The sequence below is a fragment of the Emticicia sp. MM genome, from assembly GCF_001649495.1.
In genome coordinates this window covers 1-19,322 of record NZ_LXHX01000077.1, presented here as the reverse complement: position 1 = coordinate 19,322, position 19,322 = coordinate 1, and the positions used below count along the sequence as shown (strand labels likewise).

Sequence of the window (19,322 nt, the reverse complement as noted above, 5' to 3'; positions counted from 1 at the left end):
CTAAAACTTTATTACTCCTCAAACCAAGCCCTAAATTGATGGGCTTTTTCTTTACTCACAACCACATCATCTTTGGTCGAAACAACCAATTTTACTTCAATTTTACCCGTAAAATGCGTGCGATAACTCTCTATGGTGTTTTTATTGACAATGAATTGGCGGTTCGCTCTTATGAAAAAGTCAGGGTCAATGAGTTCTTCAATTTCATCTAAAGAATTATAATCTGTGATGAGTCGTTGATTATCAGTGGTTTGAATCCAAATCACTTCATCTCTGTAAAAACAAGCTATTTTCTCAATGCCAACTGCAACAATATTTCTTTGATGATGAGCCGTAAATCGAGTTTTAAACTTAGTGATAGCTGACTTATTTTCTAAATCATTTAATAGATGAGAAAGCTGTTCTTGAAAGCGATTATTGCTCGTATTTGAACTACTCATTCGCTTAAATTTCTCAAAAGCTACCTTTAATTCTTCTCTATCAATAGGTTTAAGTAAATAATCAATGCTATTGAGTTTGAAGGCTCGAATGGCATATTCATCGTATGCAGTTGTGAAAATTATTGGACAAAGTGGTTGGATTTCCTGAAAAATATCAAAACTTACACCATCCGAAAGCTGAATATCCGATAGAATAAGGTCAGGCTCAGCATTATTACGAAACCATCGTAAAGCTTCTTCTACACTATCAATTGTTGCAATGATATTGGCTGTTGCTTCGAGCTGTTTTACCAAATTTTCAAGGTTTTTTGCTACGAGCGGCTCATCTTCAATTAAAAGGATTTTCATTTTATATCAAGGGTATTTTTACTCTAAATACCTCGGTTTGTTCAATAATTACTTCTTTATCGCTTAAAAAACTATACAATGATATTAAGTTGGTTAGACCTTGTCCGTTTGAAGTTTCGACTTGTTTTTTTAATTGAATGGGATTTTCAATAATCAAACAATTATCTTCATTGAAAATCTTGATTATCAGTGGTGTATGCTGGTTGGCGATATTATGTTTAAGAGCATTTTCGATTAAAATCTGTAAAGTTACAGGAGCAATCTGTAAATCGAGAGCCTCTTTGCTAATCCCGAATACAATCTTTAGCGAATCACCGAATCGGGTTTGAAGCAAAGCAATATAATTTTTAATAAAATGAAGTTCGGTTTCAAGATTAACCAAGCCTTTTTCTTTACTCTGTAAAACATAACGAAAGACACGTGAAAGTTGTCGTAGAAAATCGCTAGCTAAAGCTGGATTTTCGTGAATAAGCGAATCAAGAGATGTAAGGCTATTAAATAAGAAATGTGGATTGAGCTGATTCTTCAGATTATCGAATTGCACCTGCGATTTTTCTTTTTCAAGATTTGAAGCTCTGAGTTCGTTTTCTCGCCATTGCTGAAGTGAATAATAGGAAAAATGAGCTAAATTGAGCAAAAATACCAGTAATATCTCAGAAGAAATCCCAGCCAATTGAGCTAAGTTTGTTGACTCTCGGGCAATAGTTGTTTGAAATACGATAAAGCTGCTACCAATTAAGAAAACAACGCGGGTGACGATAAGTACAAATACTAAGCTAACCAAAATTTGTAAAACCAGACGCCTCACAATTCCACGGTCGTAGGGCATTATTTTATCAAAATAAGAATAAAGCCAACGAAAAAAGAACCAAGTTGAACTTAATACAATCAATGAAATAAGACTTAGTATTAAATTATATTTTAGCTCAATGTGGAAAATATACCAACGTGCAATGGCCGCTATACCAGCCATTAATAGAATAATGGTAGCTACAGTTTGGTTGGGTTTGGCAAAAATTTTTGCGAGAAAATCCTTTTTTTTATGTGATTTACAAGTCATGTTATAATTTGTCCGTCCGACATTTCAATAATTCTATCACTTCCTTTCGCAAAATCGGGGTCGTGGGTTACAGCAATAATTGTTTGGTTATTTTCGTGGGCAATTTGTTTAAAAATATCAAAAACAACAGCCGAATTCTTTTTATCAAGGTTGCCTGTCGGCTCATCGCCCATCAATATTGTTGGGTCATTGATTAAAGCACGTGCAATGGCCACCCTTTGCTGCTGTCCACCCGAAAGCTTAGACGATTGTTTGTGGGCATGTTCGTGCATATCAACGAGTTTGAGTTTTTGATAAGCCCGCTCTTCAATTTCTTTTAATGAATATTTACTCAGCTTCATGGCTGGAAGCATTACATTTTGTAAGACTGTAAACTCAGGTAAAAGAAAATGAAACTGGAAAACAAACCCCAAATGCTCATTTCGAAAGGCAGCTAACTGGTCTTGCGTTCGGCCAGTAAGTAATTGGCCGTTCATTGTTAGGCTACCTTCATATTCGGTGTCCATGGTTGATAAAATGTATAAAAGTGTTGATTTTCCACAACCAGATTTGCCTATTAATGATAAAAACTCGCCTTTTTTCGCTTCAAAAGAAATATTTTTTAAGACCTGAAATTTTTCAGGTTCATAGAAATACTTGTTGATATTAGTAGCAGAGAGTACAGCCCCTGCCCCCGATTGAGGAGCTACTTTTTCTACAATATTTTTATTCGTTGTCATTAAATTATCTCAATTTGTATGTTAGGAGATTTACTTAGCCTCTGAGGATAGCTACGGGGTCAATTTTTGATGCTTTTCGTGCTGGGAGGAAACCTGCTAACAGGGTTGTGACTACACCAAATAACATCCCTAAACCATAATATTTGAATTCGAATAATACTGGAAAAGTTTTTATATCCAGAAAATCGCCAGCATCAAAAGGCATTACCGAAACCAAATAGCTGAGTCCATAACCAATGATGATACCCAAAAAAGCCCCTAATACACCAATAATAATTGATTGAATTAAGAAAATAGATACGATATCTGCTCCTGCAAAACCAGTTGCTTTCAAAATGGCGATATCTTTCATTTTATTAATTACATTCATATTCATGATATTATAAATACCAAAACCAGCTACAACTAAAAGGGTAATAGATACAATGACTACCATGCCATTACGAATTTTATCGCCTGCTAAAAATGCCGAATTCGCCTCTGCCCAATCTTGTGTTTTGTATCCGTATTGATTTTTCAAATCTTTAGCGTAGCTGAGTGCCAACTGAGAGTCCTTCATTTTTACATGAATATCAGTGACAAAGCTTTTATCTTTTTGCAAGATTTCCTGAACCATTGAGATATTTGCATAGCATTTTACGCCATCAACGGTCTGAATACCAAAACCATAAATACCCACTATTTTTACCAATTTTAGATTACCAGTAGGCGTAGTAATCATGATTTTATCGCCTACTCGCACATTGAGATTGCGAGCGAGGATTTTTCCCATCAAAATACTGTTAGGGTTCGAAAGCAGGGCATCAAGACTGCCTGACTTCATGCGTTTTCTTAGATTATAAAGTTTGTCTTCTTTAAGAATATCTACACCTGCAATTTGCCCGGAGAGCGGAACAGGGCCTTTATTGAAAAATACCTGCGAACTAATTTGTGGTGAAACACCAATGACCGCTGGATTTTTTTCAATATTTGCTGCAATTTGTAGCCCATTTTTGATATTAATTAGCTCATTTTTAGGTAGTTGATGATAGACCACATTGAAGTTTTTGGGATTTGTTTCTTCGATAATACTGGGGTGGTTACTCGTGATTTCTTTATATATCCTGATATGAGGAGTAGCATCGAGGGCAGAATCCTCAAGAAATTGATTAACACCTTTAATAATCGAAATCATAACGATAAACATCGCAATTCCGAAAGTAACCCCCAACATGGCAATCAGCGTTTGACGCTTCTTAGTAAGTAGGTGAGTTTTGGCTATTTGGAAAGATATACCGAGATTCATGATTTAATTTTTTTTGTTTGTTGGTGTATTGTTGAGACAGAGCATTGCCCTGTCTCAACGTGGCAATAACACATAATTAATTCCCAAGCACCAAAACCGATTTTTCGGTAAGCCCAGTTTTCACCTCTACCATATCAAGGTTTTCTACACCTTTTATGATTTTAATTTTCTTTTTATCTCCATTTTCTTCAATCCAAACCGAATCACTCCCAACTAAATAATTTTTGGGAATCGTGAGTACCCTTGGGTTTTGTGAAATAATGATATTAGCTTCTATGGTCATGCCGTAGTACGCATTGGGTTGTTCGTCAGTAAATTCGGCATCAATTCTAAAAGTTTGGTCAGCTTTATTAAGTTTTGGATATAATTTGCTAACCCGAGCCTTAAAAACTTTATCTTTATAAACATCAATTTTTATCAATACTTCTTGTCCAACTTTTACTTTCACAAAGTCTGACTCATCAATGGCCAGTTGAGCATATACTTCGTTGGCATCGCCAATAAGAGCTATGGCTTCGCCTCTTCGCACAAGCTCGCCTTGTTTTTTATAGACTTCATAAAGTTTGCCATCCATAAAACTCTTGATTCGATAATTATCATCTTCGCGGGCATTTACTCGGAAATTTGATTTAGAATTTTGTAAATCTACATATAGCTGATTTTTTGTACGAAGCCAAGCTTTCCTACGAGCCGAAACATCATTTTTGGAGGTTTGGTAGGCCAACTCTGCTCGTTCATAATCAATGCGGGTTGTAGCATTACGTTCATAAAGTTCTTTGTAGCGTTGATAGTTTATCGAATCATTGGCAAGCTTTGTGCGAGCATTTCGAAGCTGAGATTCCAATTCATCAAGAATGGGGGAGTTATCACTAAAATTAGCTTCTGATTGACGAAAAATATTATTGGCGGCCTCTAAACGTGCATCTTGTGTAGCACTTTCCAACTGAAATAGCATTTGGTTTTTCGATACGATATCTCCCTCAAAGGCTATTTGCTTGAGCAAAAAACCATCAGCATTGGCTGTGAGTTTGTATTCGTTTTTTGGAAAAATATTCCCAGAAGCATAGACAGCTTCCGTCAGTGCTTTATACTGTGGGTTAGTATTGGTAGTAGCCGATTTCTTACAAGAAACAATGACCAAACTTGTCATTACTACAATCGCCAAAAAGCTTTGTTTCATATTCGTAATTTGAACAAAAAGATTGATAAACAAATCGTTACTCAAAGTTGTGTTTTATTTATAAGAGCGTCAAGAAATATTGAATGAAACGGAAGAAAAAAACACCGAGGCAGGACTAAATTTTGCCATTTACTAAATAAGTGCTCAATTTTATAAAAGTAGATTCGTTATAATGAAACATTTCATAGTAAATTCGCTGTTTCACAATTACTATCCAAAGAATATGAAAATTTCGTCTCATCTTAGAAAATTATTAGTTCTCTTTATAGTCTCATCATTATCTCTGACGGTAATGAATTGTTCAAAATCAACTGATGATTCTCCATCGGCACAGATTGTAGGCACTTGGAAAATTTCAAATCTTTATGCGAAAGAAGGCACAAAAGCAGAAATTGACCAATTACCGTTATTGGCTACGTTTTTGCCTTGTATTAAAGATATTTCTTTTACTTTTAAGAGTAATGGTGAATTAACAGGCTCAATTCCAGATGCTTGTAAATCTGAAGTAGAAGATTATGTTGGAATAGCAGCGACATCAAAATATGAAGTAAAAGATGAGAAGTTGACTATCACAGATACTGATGGAAGCCAAACAATAGTTGACTTAAGCTTTAGCGGCAAGTCACAAATGACTTGGTCAACGTCTGAAACAAAAGCGGGCATAACTACAACAACTCGTTTTGTTTTTGCTAAGCAATAAGTAAAAAATGATATAGAAAAATAGCCCATTGCTGAGGTAATGGGCTATTTTTTTGAGGTTATTTTTCCAATAATCTCCCAAACTAAATCTGATTCAAATCCTTTACCAATGGCATATCTGGCTAGCTTTTGTTTCAGAATTAAGGGGTGTTTTTCGGTGCGGAGTTCGTGTTTTTTCTTTTCTAAAATTTCTTGTAGGGTATTGACATAATCATCGTCGTCTATTTCGGCCATACCTACTTTGATACAGTACTCTGAAAGTTTTCGTGCTTTTAGTTCATACTTAATTTTAAGTCTTCCCCATTGTTTTACCCGAAATTTACTTCCTGCAAAAATCTTTGCAAAACGCTCTTCGTTTAAGAAATTTTCCTCAATCAAATAGGCAATAATCTCTTCTGCTTCATCGCCCCAAACTTCCCATTTTTGCAAACGCTCACGCACTTCATCATGCGTACGCTCTTGGTACGCACAGAAATTAGCAGCTTTTACGAGTATGTCGCGGCGAGTAATCAATTTTGTTACTGGTTATTTGTTATTGGTGTATTGGTTTATTAGTTATTGGAAAATTTGTTATTAGTGTATTGGTAGGAGGTGTTCTAATTGTTAATTTACTTATAACCAGTTTACCAGTAATCAATACACCAATAAGCAGTTCTGCAATTACAACGATTGCATTGAACTTAGCTTTTTGTAGAAGCCATCTTCTAATTTTAAAAGTTCGTCGTGCGTGCCTCGCTCAATGATTTGACCTTGATGCACAACCAAAATTTGGTCGGCATTTTGAATCGTACTTAGTCTATGGGCAATGACGAGGGTCGTTCGGTTTTTCATCAAATTAGTAAGAGCTTCTTGTACTAATTTTTCCGATTCGGTATCGAGTGCGGAAGTGGCTTCATCGAGAATCAAAATGGGTGGATTTTGTAAAATCGCTCGGGCAATAGAAAGACGTTGGCGTTGTCCTCCCGAAAGCTTTGTACCTCTATCGCCAATTACGGTTTCATAGCCGTTAGGCTGTTGCATAATGAAATCGTGAGCATTAGCAATTTTGGCGGCAGCTTGTACTTCTTCTAAGCCAATGCTTTCACCAAAAGCAATATTATTAAAAATGGTATCATTGAAGAGAACCGCTTCCTGCGTAACAATACCCATGATTTTACGAAGTGAATGTTGAGAAACATCGCGAATATCTACACCATCAATGGTAATTGCTCCAGATTTTGGGTCATAGAACCTTGGAATTAAATCGGCAATGGTTGATTTTCCTCCGCCCGATGAACCTACTAAGGCAATGGTCTGACCTTTGTTGATGATAAAATTGATATTTCGTAAAACATCTTGCCCACTTTCATAGGCAAAACTTACTTGTTTGGCTTCAATAGCATTATTAAAAGCTGAGATTGTTTTAGGATTTGTTTTATCTTGTATAGCTGGTTGATTATCAATTAGTTCGAGGATTCTTTCACCCGATGCTAAGCCCCTTTGTGCAGAACTAAAGGCATTTGAAATGTCTTTGGCTGGTCGCATTACTTGTGAGAATATTACGATATAACTAATAAATTCAGAGGCAGTCAGGGCTGATTTTCCATCAAGAATTAAAGAGCCACCATAAAGCAGAATGCCAATGACTACAAAAACTCCCATGATTTCAGAAAATGGCGAAGACATTTCTCTTCGAGCGGCCAAACCAAAAATGGCATTTTTATAGCCTTCGTTTTCGGTTTTAAATTTATTGATGATAAACTTTTCGGCCACAAAACCTTTCACCACTCTCATACCCCCAAAGGCTTCGTCCATAAGGCTGATTAGATTACTGAGTCTTTGTTGACCTTCACCTGCATCACGACGCATTCTTTTCACAAGTGTAGAAATAAAAATACCCGAAATAGGAATTACTAATAAAGCAAAAAGCGTCAGATTCCAAGAAATATAAAATAACGAAGCAATATAAAAGATAAACAAAAATAACTCTTTGGTAGCTGCAGAGAAGGTATTAGCGATGGAGTTTTCAACCTCTTGTACATCAGTCACGATTCGAGAAATAAGGTTTCCTTTGCGTTCGTTACTAAAAAAGCCGAGGTGCAAATGAATTGAATTATCGAACACGGCTTGTCGGAGATTAGATACCATATTCGCTTTGAACCCTTCCAATAATCGAATACTTGAATATTTAAAGATATTGGCTAATAAAACCGAAATACCAATTACGCCGCAAACAAATTGCAAGGCCCCAAACTTTCCGTATTGTGTTAAAACTTGTGAAAAATGGTAATTAAATTGGTCTTTTAATGCAAATATAGAAGCTGGTTTTTCGGCAACTTGCATAATCTCTTGGTCGAATAAGACATTCAATAGCGGAATTAACAAAGTAAAGTTTAAAACACCGAAAAGACTTGCCAAAATAGAAGTAATGACAAATGGTATAATAAAACCTCCAAGTGGTTTGGCGTAAGAGAGTAGTCGAAAGTAATTTTTCAATTCAGTAATTCAAGAAATGTTTGGGTGCAAAGTAAGAGAATTTTCGCTTAATTTTTATAAACTAAATTACAAGACCTTCCCAATTATTAATTAGAGAAGGAATAAGTTAAAATAGAAATACAACCAATGACCGAAAAAATACGTAAATTATTAAAACATAAACTTTTAATAATTCAATGAAAAAAAATTTAATAGTTACCATCCTATTGGTAGGAATTATGCTTGCTTCGTGCAAGAAAGATGAGGTTGTATCATCTGATGTTGCGTTTATGGCAATGCTTTCGGGGGCTGAAGAAGTGCCGGCTGTTTCAACAACAGCTTCTGGTATGTTAGATGGTGTTTATAATAAAGATACTAAGATACTAACCTATACAATTACATACTCGGGTATAAGCCCAACAGCATGGCACATTCATAAAGGAGCAAAAGGTACAACTGGTGGTGTAGTTTTTAACTTCGGATCAACATTTACTTCGCCTTTTAAATCTGCAACTGTTGCTCTTACTGCTGACCAAGAAGCTGACCTAATGGCTGGTAATTATTATGTAAATATACATTCTGCAAAGTCGGCATCTGGCGAAATACGTGGTCAATTGATGAAACAATAAATGGAAATAAAACAAAGGAGCTGCAAGTCTTGCAGCTCCTTTGTTTTATTATACTTTCATTCGTTTCCAACGACCTCTGCGAAATACAAAAATTGCTACAATGGCTAAAATAGATTCGCTAATGGCGATTGACCAAAATACACCATTTGGTCCCCAATTGAGCGTTTTTGCTAAGAAATAAGCCAATGGAATTTCGATTAGCCAAAAACAAACAAAATTCATAATGGTAGGAGAGAGGGTATCGCCCGCACCATTTAATGATTGGCCAATGACCATTCCATAACCAAAGAAAATATATCCCAAACAGATAATTTGTAAACACAAAACACCGATTTCGATAACATGGGCCTCGGTGGTGAAAATACCAACAAAACTTTCGGCAAAAAATGCAAATATAATTCCTACCGTAAGCAAGAAAATCATGTTATAAAAAGCCGTTCGCCAAACTGACTGTTCTGCTCGTTCGGGCTTTCCTGCCCCCAGATTTTGTCCAACTAATGTGGCCGCAGCATTTGACATTCCCCATGAAGGTAAAATCGTGAAGATAATAATTCTAATAGCAATCGTATAACCCGCTACAACTTCACTACCAAATGAAGAAAGAATACGTGTTAAGAAAATCCAACTGGCTGATTGAATTAAGAATTGCCCAGTTCCTCCCGCTGCAATGCTTAATAAGTTTTTAATTACCTCCTTATCGGGGATAAACTGTTTTTTCAAAATTTGAATGTTTCCATTTCCACCAAATAAAGCATAAAGCTGGTATAAAACGCCTATCGTGCGGCCTACACTAGTGGCAATGGCAGCTCCTTCTACGCCTAATCCCATGATTGGAATCAAGAGGAAATCCATGAAAATATTGATAAAATTAGCCAACAAAATCGAACGCATGGCCGTAGAGGCATCGCCTGCACCACGTAGAGCACCACTAAGTGTATAGAGTAAAACAATTGAAGGACTACTTGCAAAAATAATTCGAGTAAAACTACTGCCTTTTTCAATCAGGTGTTCATTGCCGCCCATTAGTCGGAGAATATCTTCGGCAAAAATAAAGCCTGTTATTCCAACACTTAAGCCCAATAAGAGCGAAATCAGAATTACTTGTGCAACTGCCAAACCTGCTTCAGTTTTATTGCCTTCGCCCACTCTTCGAGCTACAATGGCCGTAGCGGCGGAACTTAAACCAATGGCAACTGAGTATATTAAAGTTAGCACTGATTCGGTGAGTCCTACTGTTGCCACACCTTCAGTTCCAACATAGCGGGCCACGAAAAACGCATCAACAACCGCAAAGAGTGATTCCCCAACCATTTCAAAAATCATGGGAACGGATAATAAAAATATTGCCCGATTAATGCTTACGTCTGTATAGTTTTGCTCCTCTCCTCGAAGAGCCTGAATAAATAGGTCGAATATCTTACGCATAAAAAAGAGTATAAAGAATCAATAGTTCGCAGCAAAACTTATTTTAGAAACAATAATATTTGTAGTATTCAAGCAAATGCAGAATAGCGAACATTAATCTGTAAAAATGATAAAATAGGGCTTATAAAAATAAGCTTCAAAAGGAAATAAGAATGTAAGGAAGATAGTTTGCCATTAGCAAACAATATCGAGCAGAATCATCGGCTTTTATAATTTTGTGTTACAAAGTTAGAAGAATGTTTTGTTTTTGCCAAAATTTTTTTGAAGAAAGCTTTTCACGCCTTAATAATGCCTCGAATCAATAATTCCCAAAAACAACGTGCAGTGGCTTGGGTATCAAAGAAAGCATCGTGTGCTTCGGGCATTTTTTCTTGAAAAATCTTCCAATATAAATCTTCTAATTTCGGCCATTTGAGGCCATTTGTTCCTCTAATTTGACAGAAATTTATAATATTTCGGTCTTTCATCGTGCAAAAGCTTCGTTTATTTAAAAAGCTTTGTAAATCCATTGAATTACGGAGAAATTCGGCCCCAATAATTGATTTATCGAAATCGAAATTATGAGCAATCAATATGGCGGCTTCGTTGCTTGCTTGCTGAAAAATGTTTAAAACTTCTTTGAGCGGATGCCCTTCTGAACGTGCTTTTTCATGAGAAATTCGATGAATTAACGTAGCACTTTGTGGAATTGTAAAACCTTCGGGGCGAATGATATAATTATGTTTGGCAGCTAAAGAGCCATCTTCGTAGTATTCTATAAATGCCAATTGAACGAGTCGAGGCCAGTTGTAGAGCTGTGAAATTGGAGCGTTGTAATACTTGGGTAGGCCAGTGGTTTCAGTATCAAAAAAAATGATTTTTCGCATAATAATATAAGCCCATAGCCTTTAGAATTAAATCCTAAAAGCTATGGGCTAAGCATTTATTCTTTCTTACTATTGAACCAGAAATATACTGGAATTCCGATTGCCACAATTCCAAGACCCGGATAAGTAAATTGTGGTTTTTCTTTCACTAATATCAATACGATGATTGAAGCCACGATTACATAAAGCATTGGTAAAATTGGGTAGCCAGGTGCTTTAATTGGACGTTCGACATCAGGTAGTTTTTTACGTAAAATAAAGATTCCGTAAATAGTAAAGGCATAGAAAAGAATAACTACACCCATGAGATAATCGAGCAAATCGCCATATTTTCCAGTTAAACAAAGGAAGCTGGCCCAGAAACATTGCCACCAAAGTGCATTTTTAGGCACACCTGCTTCGCTTAATTGTCCAAAATTCTTGAAGAATAAACCATCTTTCGCCATTGTATAATATACACGTGCTCCCGAAAGAATCAGCCCATTATTACAGCCGAAAGTTGAAATCATAATTAGTATTGCCACAACTACCGAAAAACCTTGTCCACCAATTACTTGTGCTGCTGCTGCTGCAACTCTATCTTCTGAGGCAAACTGAATTCCTCGACTCATTACATCAGCTCCTTCAGGATTGCCTTTCATGGGCAAAATGCACAGGTACGTGATATTCATAAGTAAGTATAGAGCTGTTACTAAGATAGTTCCAATCATCAATCCTCTTGGAATCGTTTTTTGTGGATTTACTACTTCATCTCCCGCAAAAGTAAGTCCATTCCAAGCATCGCTCGAAAATAATGTTCCTACTTGCGTCACACCTAAAGCCAATATAATTCCAAAACCTCCGATAGCGGTAGTTACCCATTGCCCATCAATTTTGACAGTATTTGTAGCCTCAAAAAGGTTTGAAAAGTTTTGAGCAATTACATCACTATTCGCTCCGAGAATAGAGCCTAAGATGATTAACATCGCAATGGCTCCAAGCTTTGTTGTACTAAATATATTTTGAATGATTTTGCCTTCTTTTACACCTCTGGTATTGGCGTAGGTCAGAATGATGATACTCACAATAGCTAAGAGGCGTTGCGAAGTAAGTTTAAAGGAGGTATCTCCCAAGGCAAAAAACTCGTGTTTGTCACTTATAATTTCTGGAAATAATACTCCTGAGTACTTCGCAAAGGCAACTGCAACTGCTGCAATAGTACCTGTTTGAATTACTGCGAAAAACGACCAGCCATAGAGAAATCCTGTAAGTTTTCCGTATGCTTTTTGTAGAAAAACGTACTGTCCACCTGCTTGAGGAAACATGGCGGTTAGTTCGCCGTAGCACAATGCTCCGAGCATGGTCAATACACCCGCCAATAGCCATGAAGCCAATAGCCAGCCAGTAGAACCAACCTGACGTGCCACATCGGCACTAACGATAAAAATACCAGAGCCAATCATTGAGCCCGATACCAGCATAACGGCATCGTATAGCTTGATTTCTTTTTTGAAATTTGCCAAAATTGTAGAAGGTTAGGGTTTGTTAATGGAAAATTTTGTATTTATTTCTTTGCTAATTTACTGTTATTATAGCCGTAGGCAAAGTAAATTATTAAACCAATAACCATCCAAATGATAAACATTCGCCAGTTAGACCAGCCAAGTTCGGTCATTAGGTAAAGGTTGGTTAGGATACCAAAAATCGGAAGTAAAGAAAAATTATATTTAAAACTCATCACTGATAAGCCACCCCAAACCAACCAAAATACCATCAATAATGGCTTTTCTTCAAAATGCTGTATGACATTGCCTTGTGAATAAGTAAAATACAAGGCTCCGAGCATCAAAATGCCGCACAAATATTTGGCGTTGATGTACGGAATCTTGAATTTAGCATCTTTACTTAATCCTTTGACATCAAGGTATAAAACCCCCGCACAAACCAAAATAAAGGCGAAAAATGTACCTACGCTCGTTAAATCAACGAAGAAGCTCATTTTGAAAAACAAAGAAGGAACGGCCACCAATATTCCAGTGATAATTGTGGCAAAACTTGGTGTTTTAAATTTCGGGTGAATTTCGCCAAATTTCTTTCCTAGAAGTCCATCACGACTCATCGTCATCCAAATACGTGGCTGACCAATCTGATAGGCTAATAATGCACTCGTAATTGCCACTACGGCACTTACAGAGATAATACCAGCTACTGCATCGAAACCAACTTTTGAGAAAACATAAGCCAAAGGGTCAGCTACGTTTAATTCGGTATAATTAACCATTCCAGTAAGTACTAATGAAATCAATACGTAGAGAATGGTACAAATAATTAAGCACAGAATCATGGCACGTGGTAAATCTCTTTGGGGATTCTTAGCTTCTTCGGCCGTTGTTGAAATGGAGTCAAAACCAATAAATGCAAAGAATACGGCTGCCACACCACTCAAAACGCCTTGAACACCATTAGGGGCAAACGGCGACCAATTTGCGGGTTTCACATAAAAAACACCTGCCACAATCACCAAAAGTATAACGAGTAATTTTAAACCAACCAAAAAATTGCTGGCATTGCGTGATTCTTTGATGCCAATATAACAAAGAGAAGTAATTAGAACAGTAATTAAACCCGCAGGAAGATTAAAGATAATTTTCAAGAATCCCAAGCTTGGTGCTTCCTGAAAAGCAGTGGCTAAGGTTTTTGTTCCTTGGTTAATATCGCTACCTCCCGCTTGTACGGCCTCGAATGCTTCTTTAGCTGTGGTGTAATCTACGGCTAACCAAGTAGGGAAATGGATGCCAAAACCTTCAAGCATAGAAGTAAAATAGCTTGACCATGAAATTGCTACTACCATATTTGATACGGCGTATTCGAGAATCAAGGCCCAACCAATTATCCATGCTAAAACTTCTCCGAATGAAACGTATGCGTAAGTATAAGCACTTCCACTCACAGGAACCATCGAAGCAAATTGAGCATAGCTGAGTGCGGTGAAAACACAGGCAATTGCGACAAAAACAAATAATAAGGATACAGCAGGACCACCGTTGAAACTGGCTAATCCGATTGTACTAAAAATTCCTGCTCCAATGATAGCGGCAATTCCGAGAAGTGTTAAATCTCTTACCCCCAATATTTTGGCAAGAGAGTGCTCGCTTTCACGTTCTTCGGTTTCTTTGATGGCTTGACTTACGTCTTTTCTTCTAAAAAGAGAATTATTCATATATGATTTTAGTAAGTTTAGGTTTGCAGTTGAAAGCAAAATAATCAATCTTAGTAATTAATTATCGCCTGTGGACTACTTAGTTTTTGATGAATACTTTCCAAAACTATTAAAAAAACCTTAATACTGTTGTTTTCGCATCTAATTATTTATTAAGTGTGTTTTTAGAAAAGCCTCCTATAAATGTAAATTTTGGATATTATAAAAAATATTTCGACTCAACTTGTATAGACAAGTTGAGTTTTTTACTTTTGTTTTTATTTATATAAACTTATCTTAGAAACATGAAGTATTCTCTCCACCAAATTGCCAAAATGATTGACCATTCCTTGCTTCATCCAACCATGACAGATGCTGATTTGATTGCAGGTTGTGAGTTAGCCAAGCATTATGATGTGGCCACAGTGTGTATTAAACCATATTTTGTGAAGCAAGCTAGCGAGCTTCTGAAAGATTCTGATGTGAAAGTGTGTACAGTAGTAGGTTTTCCGCATGGAAGCAGTACTATCCAACAGAAAGTGTCCGAAACACGTCAAGCTTGTAAAGATGGAGCTACTGAAATAGACATGGTTGTAAATGTTGGGAAAGTTTTATCGGAAGATTGGCGATATGTAAAGAAAGAAATCAATGCTATTTTAAAGGAAAGCCATAAACATGGAGCAATATTAAAAGTGATTTTCGAGAATGATTTTCTACCAAAGGATAAACTAAAAATAAAACTATGTAAAATATGTAGCATTGTAGGGGTGGAGTTCGTAAAAACCTCTACTGGATACGGCTATGTCAAACAAGCCAATGGCGACTATAACTATAAAGGAGCCACCGAACATGATTTATTGTTGATGCGTAAATATTCTTCAGAGAATGTACAAATTAAAGCGGCAGGAGGGGTTCGAACCCTTGATGGGCTTTTGAAAGTAATGGATATAGGGGTCACTCGCCTTGGAGCAACTGCTACGGCAACCATCATCGAAGATGCAAAAAAGCGTTTGGGATTAGTTTCAGAGAATGTTAAAGACTCAACAATTGGTTATTAAAGAAAGGAGTAATTAGACCCTTTGAATTGTGTCAAGAATTAACATTTTTTGAAATAAAATAATACTTTTTTGACTATTTTATGTTTCGTAAAGGTTAATTGTAAAAAAAACATTTAAAATGCTTGCCTAGATAGCGTTTTTTAATTTCTTTTGTAAACAATTTTGATGTTGTCTATACAAGTTGTATAAAAATATATATTGATTTCGTTAGAAATCTTAAAGAATTTGAGTACCCCGATTATCGGGTTTATTCATCATAGGTTAAAGTATTTTCGTCTTGGAAAGGCATTTGGGGTTCCTAAATGCCTTTTTTCATTTTTTGTAATATTAATAAAGAACTCTCAAAATAAATTCAATGAAAGTTTGGTGTCTTTTATGAGTTTTTGAATATTACAAGCTATTAAAGTTCTAAATTCTGATACTGCCTTTATTGGTCATTATTTATGAAAACACCACTTTATCGACAAATTCAAGCTAATTTAAAAGAAAAAATCACTTCGGGTATTTATGAGGAAGGTGGGTTATTGCCTTCTGAAAATGACCTTTGTAGCGAGTTTAGTGCTACCCGCATGACCGTGCGACAAGCCCTAAACGAACTCGTGCGTGAAGGATATATCACCCGTCAGCATGGCAAAGGAAGCATTGTTTCGGCCAGTAGAAAATCACTTGGATTGCTTTCATTAAAAGGTTGGACAGAGGTAGTGGTTGCAAGCGATAGGCACGGAAAAACTTTGGTTTTAGAAGGCCCTGTACTTAAGCCACTAGATGATATGATTTTTATGCCATTGCTCGAAGGTGAGGCTAAAGATGATTTTATTTTTTTTAAACGTTTGCGTTTGGTTGAAGATTCACCAGTGATGTTTGAGCAAACTTATATTCCAAATAAAAATTTGCCAAATTTCATTGAAGAACCTTTGTTAGAAGGCTCTCTTTTCCGAACTTTGCTTATCAGATACCATGTAGATGTGCAAAGCATGAGCCAAGAAGTAAGAGCGATTGCGGCCGATAAAGAAACAGCTAGTTTATTGAAAATTAAACAAAAATCGCCAGTTTTGCATCTGTTACGCAAGTATAAAACTTCAGTTGAAGGTTTTTTCTTGTATAGTTCAATCTATTGTAATACTGAAAAATTTGCCATAAGTAGTTTTAACTGATATAAGCCCCCCGCCGAACTCATCGGATTGCTCTAAAGGGGGTTGTTAATCTTATCTATTCACAAAAAATTATCCCCTTTTAGGAGCGGGGGTGTTTGTTTTACCATGAAAAAAATCAAAGTTGCCGTTGTAGGCACAGGTTTTATCGGGCCAGCTCATATTGAAGCCCTCCGTCGTTTACCAAATGTTGAAGTCTTAGGGCTATGTGAAGCAAACATTGATTTAGCGAAAGACAAAGCAGCTTCTTTGGGTATCGAGCGTGCGTATATTTTCGAAGATTTATTGAAAGATTCGGAAATTGAATGTGTACACGTATGTACGCCAAATTTCTTGCACTACTCACAATCGAAGGCTCTTTTGTTGGCTGGCAAACACGTAGTATGCGAAAAACCTTTAGCCACTAAAATTGAAGAAGCTGAAGAATTAGTAAAGTTAGCTGCTGAAACTGGTTTAGTGAATGCAGTTCACTTTAATTTAAGATATTATCCGTTGGTTCGTCAGATGAGAACTATGCGTGAGAAAGGTGATTTAGGCGAAATCTACTCAATTATGGGTAGCTATTTACAAGATTGGCTTTTCTATCAAACTGATTACAACTGGCGTTTAGAACCAGATAAATCAGGCGATTCAAGAGCCATTGCTGATATTGGTTCACACCTTTTAGATGTTACTGAGTATATTACAGGTTTAAAAATCACTGCTGTAATGGCCGATTTTAATACTGTACACAAAACTCGTTTGAAGCCACTCAAAGCAATTGAAACCTATTCTGGTAAAATGCTTGAACCATCTGATTACCAAGAAGTGCCAATCAATACAGAAGACCACGCAAGTGTACTTTTAAGATTTGATAACGGAGCTAAAGGTAGCGTAACTGTAAGCCAAGTTTCGGCTGGACGTAAAAATCGTTTGAATATTGAGATTTCTGGTTCGGTTTCTAATTTCGAATGGTGCTCTGAAAAACCAAACGAAATGTGGATTGGCAAACGTGATGGTGCAAACCAACAATTGATGAAAGATCCATCGTTGTTCTATCGTGAAGCTCAAAGCTTGATTAGCTTCCCTGGTGGTCATAACGAAGGTTTCCCAGATACATCTAAGCAATTATTTAAAGAAGTTTATGCCGCTGTAGCAGCAGGAAAACAACCTGAAAATCCAACGTATCCAACATTTGCTGATGGTTTACGTGAGTTGATTATTTGCGAAAGAATTATCGAAAGTCACCGTAAAGAAGCTTGGGTGAATATCTGATAGATTCAGAAAAAAACTGATATAAAAAAGCGAACCATTCGAAAGAATGGTTCGCTTTTTACTAATAATTATCATATAAATCTTAATGCAAGAAATGTCTTACACCAGTCATTACCATTGAAAGGCCATTAGCATTGCAATAATCAATCGAATCTTTATCACGAATCGAACCACCTGGTTGAACCACTGTTGTGATACCTGCTTTGTGAGCAATCTCAACACAATCAGCAAACGGGAAGAACGCCTCAGAAGCCATTGCCGCTCCGTTTAGGTCGAAACCAAAAGCAGCAGCTTTGTCGATTGCTTGTTTAAGGGCATCCACACGTGAAGTTTGACCAACACCACAAGCCAACATTTGTCCATCTTTTGCCAGCACCACATTGTTTGATTTTAAGTGTTTACAAATCTTTAAGGCAAATTCTAAAGCCTTAATATCTTCTTGTGTTGGAGCTTTTTCAGTAGCAACGGTGAAGTTTTCGGCAGTTTCAATTGAATTATCTTTATCTTGTTCTAAAACGCCGTTGAGTAAAGTACGGAATTGCTTCTTACTAACTTCAACTGGTTTTCTGATAAGTAATCGACGGTCTTTTTTCTTTTTCAAGATTTCTAAAGCATCTGCATCAAAGCTTGGAGCAATCAGAATCTCAAAGAATAATTTATGTAGTTCTTCGGCAGTAGCTAAATCAATATTAGCATTTGAAATAATTACACCCCCAAAAGCTGAAACTGGGTCGCAAGCCAATGCGTTTACATAAGCATCTTTAGCTGTAGCAGCCGAAGCTACGCCACAAGCGTTGTTGTGCTTCACGATAACAAAAGATGTTTCGTTAAACTCATCAATTAGGCGTACACAAGCCTCAACATCCATCAAATTATTATATGATAATTCTTTGCCATGAATTTGCTCAAACATGGCGTCTAAATCGCCATAGAAAGTAGCTGCTTGATGAGGATTCTCGCCATAACGTAATACCTTTTTAGGTAAAAGATTAAAGCTTTGTGTTGAAGCATATACATCATCAGCAAAATAATTGTGTATAGCTGTATCGTAGCTAGAACTCATCTGGAAGCCTTCTTTGGCATAACGACGACGATCTTCGAGGTCAGTTGCACAACCTTTTGCTTTTAAAATTTCGAAAACATCATCGTACTGGTCACGCGAAGAAACAATCAATACATCGTTGAAGTTTTTTGCAGCCCCACGAATCAATGAGATTCCGCCAATATCAATTTTCTCAATAATATCTTCTTCGCTCGCACCCGAAGCAACAGTCTCTGTAAATGGATATAAATCAACAATTACCAAGTCAATCGAAGGAATTTCGAATTGAGCCGCAGTTTGAACATCGCCCTCGTTGTCACGACGGTAAAGAATTCCTCCGAAAACCTTTGGGTGAAGGGTCTTTACACGCCCTCCAAAAATAGAAGGGTAACTGGTAAGGTCTTCTACAGCTGTTACAGGAATGCCCATATTTTCGATAAAGCTTTGGGTTCCACCAGTCGAAAAGATTTGGACGTCATGTTCGTGAAGCAACTGTACGATTTTATCTAAACCGTCTTTGTAATAAACCGAAAT

At 36.7% G+C, this 19,322-nt stretch carries 17 protein-coding genes; 5 read left to right on the top strand and 12 right to left on the bottom strand.

Annotated features, from left to right (window positions below):
* Positions 1-11: 11 nt before the first annotated feature.
* From A6M55_RS09405 to A6M55_RS09385, 5 genes are all read right to left on the bottom strand, one after another.
* Positions 12-788, bottom strand: a complete 777-nt coding sequence (locus tag A6M55_RS09405; RefSeq protein ID WP_064197370.1) for a LytTR family DNA-binding domain-containing protein — start codon at positions 786-788, stop codon at positions 12-14.
* 1 nt (position 789) lies between these two features.
* Positions 790-1,848 (bottom strand): sensor histidine kinase, encoded by a 1,059-nt coding sequence (locus A6M55_RS09400; RefSeq protein ID WP_015028188.1) that lies wholly within the window; start codon positions 1,846-1,848, stop codon positions 790-792.
* On the bottom strand, positions 1,845-2,567 hold the full coding sequence (locus A6M55_RS09395) for an ABC transporter ATP-binding protein (protein WP_015028187.1): 723 nt from the start codon (positions 2,565-2,567) through the stop codon (positions 1,845-1,847). The genes A6M55_RS09400 and A6M55_RS09395 overlap by 4 nt, the downstream gene beginning before the upstream one ends.
* Positions 2,568-2,601: 34 nt before the next feature.
* Positions 2,602-3,852, bottom strand: a complete 1,251-nt coding sequence (locus A6M55_RS09390; RefSeq protein ID WP_015028186.1) for an ABC transporter permease — start codon at positions 3,850-3,852, stop codon at positions 2,602-2,604.
* Positions 3,853-3,928: 76 nt separating this feature from the next.
* Positions 3,929-5,032: an efflux RND transporter periplasmic adaptor subunit gene (locus tag A6M55_RS09385; protein WP_041693419.1), complete on the bottom strand. Its 1,104-nt coding sequence runs from the start codon at positions 5,030-5,032 to the stop codon at positions 3,929-3,931.
* Between the two features lie 292 nt (positions 5,033-5,324).
* Between A6M55_RS09385 and A6M55_RS09380 the strand changes: the two genes are divergently transcribed.
* Positions 5,325-5,732 carry a lipocalin family protein gene (locus A6M55_RS09380; RefSeq protein WP_015028184.1) on the top strand — a complete coding sequence of 136 codons (408 nt, stop codon included), beginning with the start codon at positions 5,325-5,327 and terminating at the stop codon, positions 5,730-5,732.
* Positions 5,733-5,776: 44 nt separating this feature from the next.
* Here the strand turns inward: A6M55_RS09380 and A6M55_RS09375 are convergent, their stop codons facing one another.
* Both A6M55_RS09375 and A6M55_RS09370 read right to left on the bottom strand, forming a co-directional pair.
* Positions 5,777-6,244 carry a regulatory protein RecX gene (locus A6M55_RS09375; protein WP_015028183.1) on the bottom strand — a complete coding sequence of 156 codons (468 nt, stop codon included), beginning with the start codon at positions 6,242-6,244 and terminating at the stop codon, positions 5,777-5,779.
* A 147-nt stretch (positions 6,245-6,391) separates the two neighbouring features.
* Entirely contained in the window at positions 6,392-8,206 is a 1,815-nt protein-coding gene (locus A6M55_RS09370; protein ID WP_015028182.1) for an ABC transporter ATP-binding protein, read from the bottom strand.
* A 176-nt stretch (positions 8,207-8,382) separates the two neighbouring features.
* Here A6M55_RS09370 and A6M55_RS09365 point away from each other — a divergent pair, with 176 nt between their 5' ends.
* Positions 8,383-8,814 (top strand): CHRD domain-containing protein, encoded by a 432-nt coding sequence (locus A6M55_RS09365; RefSeq protein WP_015028181.1) that lies wholly within the window; start codon positions 8,383-8,385, stop codon positions 8,812-8,814.
* A 48-nt stretch (positions 8,815-8,862) separates the two neighbouring features.
* On the opposite strand, the gene A6M55_RS09360 is transcribed toward A6M55_RS09365, so the two are convergent.
* The 4 genes from A6M55_RS09360 to A6M55_RS09345 all read right to left on the bottom strand — a co-directional run bounded on the left by A6M55_RS09360 (position 8,863) and on the right by A6M55_RS09345 (position 14,304).
* Entirely contained in the window at positions 8,863-10,239 is a 1,377-nt protein-coding gene (locus A6M55_RS09360; protein WP_064197369.1) for an MATE family efflux transporter, read from the bottom strand.
* A gap of 275 nt (positions 10,240-10,514) precedes the next feature.
* Positions 10,515-11,105: a 3'-5' exonuclease gene (locus A6M55_RS09355; protein WP_064197368.1), complete on the bottom strand. Its 591-nt coding sequence runs from the start codon at positions 11,103-11,105 to the stop codon at positions 10,515-10,517.
* 56 nt (positions 11,106-11,161) lie between these two features.
* On the bottom strand, positions 11,162-12,607 hold the full coding sequence (locus tag A6M55_RS09350) for an APC family permease (RefSeq protein WP_015028178.1): 1,446 nt from the start codon (positions 12,605-12,607) through the stop codon (positions 11,162-11,164).
* Positions 12,608-12,648: 41 nt separating this feature from the next.
* A complete protein-coding gene (locus A6M55_RS09345) occupies positions 12,649-14,304 on the bottom strand; it encodes an amino acid permease (RefSeq protein WP_064197367.1) in 1,656 nt (551 codons plus the stop codon).
* Between the two features lie 284 nt (positions 14,305-14,588).
* Between A6M55_RS09345 and deoC the strand changes: the two genes are divergently transcribed.
* From deoC to A6M55_RS09330, 3 genes are all read left to right on the top strand, one after another.
* Positions 14,589-15,341 (top strand): deoxyribose-phosphate aldolase, encoded by a 753-nt coding sequence (deoC, locus tag A6M55_RS09340; protein ID WP_064197366.1) that lies wholly within the window; start codon positions 14,589-14,591, stop codon positions 15,339-15,341.
* 443 nt (positions 15,342-15,784) lie between these two features.
* Positions 15,785-16,495, top strand: a complete 711-nt coding sequence (locus A6M55_RS09335; RefSeq protein ID WP_015028174.1) for a GntR family transcriptional regulator — start codon at positions 15,785-15,787, stop codon at positions 16,493-16,495.
* A gap of 105 nt (positions 16,496-16,600) precedes the next feature.
* Positions 16,601-17,746 carry a Gfo/Idh/MocA family protein gene (locus A6M55_RS09330; RefSeq protein WP_015028173.1) on the top strand — a complete coding sequence of 382 codons (1,146 nt, stop codon included), beginning with the start codon at positions 16,601-16,603 and terminating at the stop codon, positions 17,744-17,746.
* Between the two features lie 82 nt (positions 17,747-17,828).
* Here A6M55_RS09330 and purH read toward each other — a convergent pair.
* Positions 17,829-19,322: bifunctional phosphoribosylaminoimidazolecarboxamide formyltransferase/IMP cyclohydrolase (gene purH, locus A6M55_RS09325; protein WP_064197365.1), on the bottom strand; the 1,494-nt coding region annotated here is incomplete at its 5' end.